The following is an 8,000-nucleotide window of genomic DNA, read 5'->3' as shown; positions in this document are numbered from 1 at the left end:
CGAGGCCCGTCCTCGTCCTGGTCGACGACGCCCGGCCCGCCCCCGACACCCCGCCGCGCAGGCCCCACGCCCCCCGCGAGCAGGGCGGCGACGAGCGGCCCGTCGTCTGGCTGGTCTCCCACCGGCCCGGCACGGGCCCCGTCCTGCCGCCCGGGCCCACGGGGCGCAGCGAGCGGCTGTCCCTCGGCCCGCTCAGCCCGTCCCACGCCCTGGACCTGGCCCGCGACCTGCTGGGCGTCGAACCGTCGCCCGAGCTGGTCCGGCTGCTGGACCAGGCCCGCGGACACCCGCGGCTGCTGCTCGAACTGCTCGCCGGGCTCCGGGAGGAGGGCTCCCTCGCGACCGTGGACGGGGAGGCCCGGCTGCTGACCACCCGGCTGCCCGCCCGGCTGTCCCTGCGGGCGCGGGCCACCCTGGAGCGGTTCTCCCCCGAGTGCCGTCAGCTGCTGCGCGTCGCGGCCGTCCTGGGGTGCGAGGTCGTCTACGAGGACGTGGCCCTGCTGCTGCGCACCTCGGTCTCGGCCCTGCTCCCGGCCCTGGAGGAGGTCGCGGCCACCGGTGTCGTGCGCCACGAGGGGGACCGGGCCGTCTTCGCCGGGCCGCTGCTGCGCCGGCTCGTCGCCGAGTCCGTGCCCGAGTCGCTGCGGCTGTCCCTGCAGCGGGAGGCGGCGGCCCTGCGGACCACGACGGGGCTCCCGCCGGCGCCGCCCGCCGGACCCGAGCTGAGCCGGCAGCAGCGGGAGCTGGTGGGGCTGGTGCGCGAGGGCCTCACCAACCAGCAGATCGCCCGGCGCCTGGCGCTGTCCCCGCACACCGTCAACTACCACCTGCGCAAGCTGTTCAAGGCCTACGGGGTGAGCTCGCGGATCGACCTGCTGACGGCGGCGGAGCACCTGGACCCCACCGGCCGGGCGGCCCGCGCCCGCCAGAACTGACCCCGCGCGCATCACCCTCCCCCAACCCACCCGCACACCCGTACCGACCGTGGAGAGCCGTACCCGTGACCGATCCCGACCTCCTCCTCACCGGCACCTGGCCCCGCCCCGGCACCCCGCCGCCGGCCCGGCGCACCGCCTGGCTCCGCGACGCCCTGGCCGCCGAACCCGACGACGGCCGCGCACCGCAGCTGCTGGAGGAGGTGCGCTGCGACGTGCTCGTCGTGGGCGGCGGCTTCACCGGCCTGTGGACGGCCCTGGAGATCCTGCGGCGGGCCCCCGGCACGGACGTCGTGCTGATCGAGGCCGACGTGTGCGGAGCGGGCGCCAGCGGCGCCAACGCCGGCTATCTGATGCCGATGTGGGCACGGTTCAGCAGCCTGGTCGCCATCGGCGGCCACGAGGAGGCACGCCGCATCGGCGAGGCCTCCGCGCGGGCCGTCGACGAGATCCTCGACTTCGCCGGGGCCCACGGCATCGACATCGAGCACCGGCGCGGCCCCTGGCTGTGGGCCGCCTCCTCCCCCGCCCAGCGCGGGGCCTGGCGGCAGACCCTGGAGGACCTGCGGCGGGCCGGCGTCGAGCCGCTGCACGAGGTCTCCGCGGCGGAGTCGCGCCGCGCCGTCGGCACCCGCAGCCACTTCGGCGGCGTCCTCGACCCGGGCTGCGCCACCCTGCAGCCCGCCAAGCTGACCCGTGGGATGCGCCGGGTCGCACTGAACGAGGGCGTCCGCATCCACGAACGCACCCCGCTGACCGCCCTGCGCAACGCGCCCGGCGGCGCCACCACCGCGCACACGCCGTACGGCCGGGTGTACGCGGACCGGGTGGTCCTGGCCGTCAACGCCTGGGCCGCGCAGCTGGAGGACCTCGGCCGCCGCATGGTGACCGTGGCCAGCGACACCGTCCTGACCCGGCCCGTCCCGGAGCGGCTCGCGGCGCTCGGCTGGGACGGCGGGACCTCGGTCTGCGACGCGCGGCGGCGGCTGAACTACTACCGCACGACCCCGGACGGCAGGCTGGTCTTCGGCAAGGGCGGCTCCGGCGTGGCCTACGGCCATGCGGGAGCCGACACGCTGTGGGGCGACGCCCTGCGGCCCGCCGAGCTCCACGCGCAGCTGGGCCGGCTCTTCCCGGAACTCGCCGACGCCCCGGTGGACATGGCCTGGACCGCGCCGGTCGAGTACTCGACCACCTCGCTGCCGTTCGCCGGCTGGCTGAAGACCGTCCCCGGGGTCTGCTACGCCACCGGCTACTCCGGGGACGGTGTGGGCCCGTCCCGGCTGATGGCCAAGGTGCTGGCCTCGCTCGTCCTGGGCACGAAGGACGAATGGTCCGGCTCCGCCTTCACCCGCCCGCCGGGCGGCTGGCTCCCCCCGGAGCCGGTCCGCTACCCGGGAGCCCGGCTGGTCATCCCCGCCCTGCGGGCGGTGGAACACCGCGAGGACCACGGCCGCCCCGTCCCGTCCCTGGTCAGGCGCCTCGCCTCGCTGGACCCCTCCAGCTTCCGCCGCTGACCGCGCCGCCGGGCGCACGGACGCCGGCCGGGGCGGCGCTCACATCCCCCTCCCCCGCCGGCGGCGCTGCCGGGACCGGGCCTTGCGCGCGTCCCTGCCGCCGTTCCAGAGGCGTACGGCCAAGGCGGCCGCCGAAGCGGCGAACAGGCAGGCGGTGATCAGCAGCCACCGTCCCAGGAAGACGTCGGCCGGCAGGCCGGTGGTCACCGTGTAGTGGCCTGCCTGCCGGAGTACCAGGGGCCAGTACACCAGCAGCAGGACACCGGAGACGAAGACGGGGACCCGGACGTGGTTGACCCCCGCCCGCGGGCCGACCTCCCGCCGGCCGTGTCCCAGGACGCGCTGGACGGCCAGGTCGGTGACCGCGTACAGGGGCAGGAGGACGAGGTCGTGCAGGAGCGCGGCCCCGACGAACCACACGGCCACGCCGAGGGTGTCGCCCGCGAGCAGGCGCAGGCCCGCGTAGCAGGCCAGGGCGAAGGAGGCGAGGACGAGGAGCAGGTGGAGGGGGGAGGCGCCGTAGCGGCGGCGGAGGGCGGTCGCGGCGGCCCGGGCGGCGGGCGGCTTCACTCGGCTTCCCCGAAGGTGAGGCGCGTGACCCACTTGGTGTTGTGGACCCCCGGGGCTCCGGGGACGATCACCCGGGCCGGGTAGCCGTGGTCGCGGGAGAGGACGGCCCCGTTGACCCGTACGGCCAGCAGGGAGCGGTCGTCGCGGACCTGGGAGGCGCTCAGGACCACAGAGGCGAACGATCCACCGCGCTGCACGGATTCGACCAGGACCCGCGGGGCGTGCTCGGCGCCGAGGCCGACGAGGGCGGCCAGCTCGGTGAGCCGGACCCCGCCCCACAGCTGGTCGGACGTCGACCAGCCCTCCACGCAGGCGATGGGCAGCCGCGCACCGCTCTGGGGCATGGCCAGCAGCCCGGCGTGGGTCAGGTCGACCTGACGGCCGGCCCCGCGTACGGTCAGCCGCCAGCCCGGCCCGATGTCGGCGGCGCGGATGCCGACCGAGGCGGCGGTCTTGTTGATCTGGAACCCGTTCGGCCCGGATCCCGGGTCCCGGCCGTGCGGGGCCAGCAGGGCCGTCCGGCGCCACCACCCGCCCACGCTCTGCCCGGCGGTCACCACGAACAGCGCCAGCGAACCCAGCCCGACCATCCCCAGCGCGCCCCGCCGGGTGATCGTCGGTTCGGCCGGGCGGGGCGAGACCAGTCCCGCCGCCTCCTCGCTGCCGGGCGGCGGCTGCCGCGGCCCGGCCCGCAGGGCCCGTACGGCCCGCTTCAGCCGGAAGGTGACGTGGACGGCGAAGGCGCCGATGAACACCCAGGCGCCGTAGAGGTGGAGGGTGTAGAAGGAGCCCGGGAAGACGTAGTGGAGCTGCACGTTGAGGATGCCGGTGGCGAACTCGAACCCGGCGCCCCCCACCAGCAGGAGCAGGGAGAGCCGCTCGGCGGCCTGGGCGGGCGAGCGCACCGGCGGCCAGGCGAAGAGCCTGGGGATCACCGACCACAGCTTCGCCAGGAGCACCGGCACGAGCACCACCCCGAGCGTGACGTGCACTCCCTGGGTGACCCGGTAGAGCCAGTACGGGGACGTCGGCCAGGAGAAGAGGTAGGAGCCGAGCCACCCCTTGTCCGGGGTCTGGTCGTTCACCGCGGCGAGATCCGGGTCGTACGCGGCGTACGACAGCAGGCCCGTCACGAAGAGGACCGTGACGCCGAACAGCAGGACCAGCCCGAACAGGGCGGTCAGCCACGGCCCCCTCAGCGGGCTGCGCCAGAACTCCGGCCGCGACGGCCCCCGCCGCGGGCCCGCCGCCCACGCGGACGCCAGGGCCGACCGCAGGCGCGCGTACCCGCCCTCCCCCTCGCCGCTCGCGTCCATGGGGCACCTCCGCAGCTTCCGCTCTCCGGGGCTCACCGGGCCGCCCCGCTCACGAGAACATGCCCCACCGCGGGGGCCGGAGGTCCGGTGACACGCCGACCCGGGGGCGCGCCGGGCCGCCGCCCGGCCGGGGGCATGACGGAAGTCTTACGTGCACGCGTCGCGGACCCCCGGGAGCTCCCGCACTGCGTAGCGTCCCGGGCATGCGCGTACTCGTCACCGGAGGAGCCGGGTTCATCGGCTCCCACATCGTCACCGCCCTCAAGGCCCGTGGCCACGAGCCCGTCGTCCTCGACGCCCTGCTCCCCGCCGCCCACCCCGGCACTCCGCCGCTGCCCGGGGCGGAGTTCGTCCGGGCCGACGTACGGGACGCCGGCGCGGTCCGGGCCGCGCTGCGCGGCGTGGACGCGGTCTGCCACCAGGCGGCGATGGTCGGCCTGGGCAAGGACTTCGCGGACGCCCCCGACTACGTCGGCTGCAACGACCTCGGGACGGCGGTGCTGCTCGCGGAGATGGCCGCGGCCGGGGTCCGGGAGCTGGTCCTCGCCGGGTCGATGGTGGTCTACGGAGAGGGCCGGTACACCTGCGCGCGGCACGGAACGGTACGCCCCGGGCCGCGGCGGACCGAGGACCTCACGGCAGGGCGTTTCGAGCCCCGCTGCCCCGACTGCGGGGCCGAGCTCGCCCCGGGCCTGGTCGGCGAGGACGCCCCGGCGGATCCGCGGAACGTGTACGCGACGACGAAACTGGCCCAGGAGCACCTGGCGGCGTCCTGGGCCCGCTGCACGGAGGGCCGCGCGGTGTCGCTGCGCTACCACAACGTGTACGGGCCGGGGATGCCCCGCGACACCCCCTACGCCGGGGTGGCCTCGTTCTTCCGGTCCGCGCTGGCCAGGGGTGAGGCTCCCCGCGTCTTCGAGGACGGTGCGCAGCGGCGGGACTTCGTCCACGTCACGGACGTGGCCGCGGCGAACGTGGTGGCGCTGGAGGCCGTGGGAGGGATGTCCGCCGGACGGCTGACCGCCTACAACACCGGGAGCGGGGAGCCGCACACGGTCGGCGAGATGGCGTCCGAGCTGGCCTCGGCGCACGGCGGGCCCGCGCCGGTGGTCACGGGCGAGTTCCGCCTCGGCGACGTACGGCACATCACCGCCGACTCCGCCCGGCTGCGCGACGAACTGGGCTGGCGTCCGGTGGTGGGCTTCGTCGACGGGATGGCCGAGTTCGCCCGGTCCGGTCAGCGGGCCTCGGCGGGCGCCGTCGGCTGAAGGCCGCGCGGGGCCCCGGAGACGGGGGCTCTATGCGGGGGCCGGGAGGGTCAGTTCGAAGCGGCAGCCGCCGGGCACGTTGTGGACGTCGGCGTGTCCGGAGTGGGCCTCGACGATGCCGCGGACGATGGCCAGGCCCAGGCCCGCCCCGGAGGGAGGGGTACGCGCCTGTGAGCCGCGCCAGCCGGTGTCGAAGACGCGGGGCAGGTCCTCCTCCGGGATCCCGCCGCACGCGTCGGTGACGGTCAGGACCACGGCGCCCGCCCGGCGTTCGGCGGCGATCGCGACGGTGCCGTCGGCCGGGGTGTGGCGGATGGCGTTCACCAGCAGGTTGGACAGGACCCGGGTCATCTCCTTGCCGTCGACCTCCACCGGGAGCGGGGCGACGCCCCCGCCCGCCAGCCGCACCCCGTGCTCGCGGGCCAGGGCGTCCGCGCCGGCCAGCGCGTCGCCCACCAGGTCGTAGAGCGAGATCCGGGTCGGGCTGAGGGAGAGCGCGCCGGCGTGGATCCGGGAGAGCTCGAACAGGTCGGTGACCATGGAGTTGAGGCGTTCCACCTCGGCGCGCATCTGGCGGTGGTAGCGGGCCGGGTCGGCGGCCATGCCGTCCTCCAGGGCCTCGGACATCGCGCGCAGGCCGGCGAGCGGGGTCCGCAGGTCGTGCGAGATCCAGGCCACGAGCTCCCGCCGGGAGGTCTCCAGTGCGCGCTCGCGTTCGCGTGAGGCCGCGAGGCGCTCGCTGGTGAGGGCCAGTTCGCGGCTCAGCGCCGTGAGTTCGGCGGGAGCCGGCACGGCCGGGGCCGTGAAGCTGCCGTCCTCCCCGAAGTCGCGTGCCGCACCGACGAGTTCCCGGCAGCGCCGGACCACCTGCCGGCCCACCAGCAGGGCGGTGCCGAGGGACACGGCGGCGGCCATCGCGACGACCGTGGTCACCACGGCGAGGTCGTGGGAGGACAGGAACATCGCCCAGGCCACCGCGAGCGTCCCGGCGAGCATCGCGGACACCGCGACCGCCGCGACGACCGCGAGGGACACCGCCACGCTCCGGCGGCGCAGCATCCGCAGCGCGGCGGCGCCGAGCAGCCCGGCGGCCGCGGCGCCGAGGAAGGCGTACAGGGCGATCAGCAGCAGGTCACTCACGGCCGGCCTCCAGCCCCTTCGCGGCCGTGCCGGTCCCGGCCGCGGCCGTCGGCGGGCCGGACGGGTTCGGGCCCGCCTCGAAGCGGTACCCGGCTCCCCACACCGTGCGGATCAGCCGCGGATCGGCCGGATCGTCTTCGATCTTGCTCCGCAGTCTGCGGACGTGCACGGTGACGGTGGAGAGGTCGCCGAAGTCCCAGCCCCAGACCTCGCGCATCAGCCGCTCCCGGTCGCAGACCTGGCCGGGGTGCCGCAGGAAGTAGGCGAGGAGGTCGAACTCCCTGAGGGTGAGGGCGAGTTCGGCTCCGTTCTTGGTCGCCCGGCGGGCGGTGGGGTCCACCGTCAGGCCGGCCGCCGCGAGAGGGGGCTCGTCGGCGGGGGAACGGGACGCCCTGCGCAGGACCGACCGGACGCGCAGCACCAGCTCGCGCGGGCTGAAGGGCTTGGTCACGTAGTCGTCCGCGCCCACCTCCAGGCCCAGGATGCGGTCGTCCTCGTCTCCGCGTGCGGTGAGCATGACCACCGGTACGGAAGGCCCGCCGCCCGCACGGGCCCGCAGCCGGCGGCAGACCTCCAGGCCGTCCATGCCGGGCAGCATCAGGTCGAGGACGACGAGGTCGGGCCGGTGCCGGGCGGCCGCCTCCAGGGCGGCCGGGCCGTCCGCGGCACGGTCCACGGTGAACCCGGCCCGCTCCAGGTAGCCGGCCACGACCTCGGAGACCGTCGGGTCGTCGTCCACCACCAGGACGCGGGCGGCGAGGTCGCCGGAGGAGGGGCCGCGGTCGGTTTCGCTGCTGGGTGCCATGCCTCCAGAGTGGCATCGCGGCGGCCGGGGCCGACCCCGGGGGCGCCGCCGTGCGGCGTGGTGTCCGCGTTTCGTAAGGTCTTCGGGCGCCCTAGCCCGCCTTCCGGTTCCTACGGTGGGCAGGGTGACTCCTTCTGCTTGCCGTCCGCCCCGCGCGGACCTCGTACTGCCGTGTCTCGACGAGGCGGAGGCCCTGCCCTGGGTGCTGGCGCGGGTGCCGGCCGGGTGGCGGGCCATCGTCGTCGACAACGGCTCCACCGACGGCTCGGCGGACATCGCCCGCGGCCTCGGCGCCACCGTCGTGCACGAGCCCCGGCGCGGCTTCGGGGCCGCCTGCCACGCCGGGCTGCTCGCCGCACGCGCCGAACTGGTCTGCTTCTGCGACTGCGACGCCTCCATGGACCCCGGTCTGCTCGCCCCGATGGCCGAGCGGGTCGCGGCCGGCGAGG

The 8,000-nt window shown here is 76.1% G+C and carries 8 protein-coding genes; 4 read left to right on the top strand and 4 right to left on the bottom strand.

The genetic code is table 11. From position 1 onward, the window contains the following. On the top strand, positions 1-935 hold a 935-nt coding region (locus AB0F18_RS37530), incomplete at its 5' end, for a LuxR C-terminal-related transcriptional regulator (RefSeq protein ID WP_362069511.1). A gap of 65 nt (positions 936-1,000) precedes the next feature. After that, positions 1,001-2,452: an FAD-dependent oxidoreductase gene (locus AB0F18_RS37525; protein ID WP_362069508.1), complete on the top strand. Its 1,452-nt coding sequence runs from the start codon at positions 1,001-1,003 to the stop codon at positions 2,450-2,452. A 39-nt stretch (positions 2,453-2,491) separates the two neighbouring features. On the opposite strand, the gene AB0F18_RS37520 is transcribed toward AB0F18_RS37525, so the two are convergent. Beyond that, the gene (locus AB0F18_RS37520; protein WP_362069505.1) at positions 2,492-3,022 is read right to left on the bottom strand and encodes a hypothetical protein; all 531 of its coding nucleotides are present in this window, start codon (positions 3,020-3,022) and stop codon (positions 2,492-2,494) included. Continuing rightward, entirely contained in the window at positions 3,019-4,338 is a 1,320-nt protein-coding gene (locus tag AB0F18_RS37515) for a molybdopterin-dependent oxidoreductase (RefSeq protein ID WP_362069502.1), read from the bottom strand. The genes AB0F18_RS37520 and AB0F18_RS37515 overlap by 4 nt, the downstream gene beginning before the upstream one ends. Positions 4,339-4,541: 203 nt before the next feature. Between AB0F18_RS37515 and AB0F18_RS37510 the strand changes: the two genes are divergently transcribed. Continuing rightward, positions 4,542-5,606 carry an NAD-dependent epimerase/dehydratase family protein gene (locus AB0F18_RS37510; RefSeq protein ID WP_362069499.1) on the top strand — a complete coding sequence of 355 codons (1,065 nt, stop codon included), beginning with the start codon at positions 4,542-4,544 and terminating at the stop codon, positions 5,604-5,606. A 30-nt stretch (positions 5,607-5,636) separates the two neighbouring features. Here AB0F18_RS37510 and AB0F18_RS37505 read toward each other — a convergent pair whose 3' ends face one another. Both AB0F18_RS37505 and AB0F18_RS37500 read right to left on the bottom strand, forming a co-directional pair. Further along, a complete protein-coding gene (locus tag AB0F18_RS37505; RefSeq protein WP_362069496.1) occupies positions 5,637-6,746 on the bottom strand; it encodes a HAMP domain-containing sensor histidine kinase in 1,110 nt (369 codons plus the stop codon). Next, positions 6,739-7,551: a response regulator transcription factor gene (locus tag AB0F18_RS37500; protein ID WP_362069493.1), complete on the bottom strand. Its 813-nt coding sequence runs from the start codon at positions 7,549-7,551 to the stop codon at positions 6,739-6,741. Before AB0F18_RS37500 ends, AB0F18_RS37505 begins: the two co-directional genes overlap by 8 nt. Positions 7,552-7,675: 124 nt before the next feature. On the opposite strand from AB0F18_RS37500, the gene AB0F18_RS37495 reads away from it, so the two are divergent. Continuing rightward, positions 7,676-8,000, top strand: a 325-nt coding sequence (locus AB0F18_RS37495; protein ID WP_362069490.1) for a glycosyltransferase family 2 protein, incomplete at its 3' end; no start/stop codon positions are given.

This window comes from Streptomyces sp. NPDC029216 (assembly GCF_040648015.1).
Classification (GTDB): Bacteria; Actinomycetota; Actinomycetes; order Streptomycetales; family Streptomycetaceae; genus Streptomyces.
Note: the sequence above shows the minus strand (reverse complement) of the source record. Positions and strands in the feature narration are given on the sequence as shown.

Excerpts from the sequence above, each read along its gene's own strand:
- AB0F18_RS37510 (WP_362069499.1), top strand. The coding sequence starts at position 4,542 with ATGCGCGTACTCGTCACCGGAGGAGCCGGGTTCATCGGCTCCCACATC.
- AB0F18_RS37500 (WP_362069493.1), bottom strand. The coding sequence starts at position 7,551 with ATGGCACCCAGCAGCGAAACCGACCGCGGCCCCTCCTCCGGCGACCTC.
- AB0F18_RS37515 (WP_362069502.1), bottom strand. The coding sequence starts at position 4,338 with ATGGACGCGAGCGGCGAGGGGGAGGGCGGGTACGCGCGCCTGCGGTCG.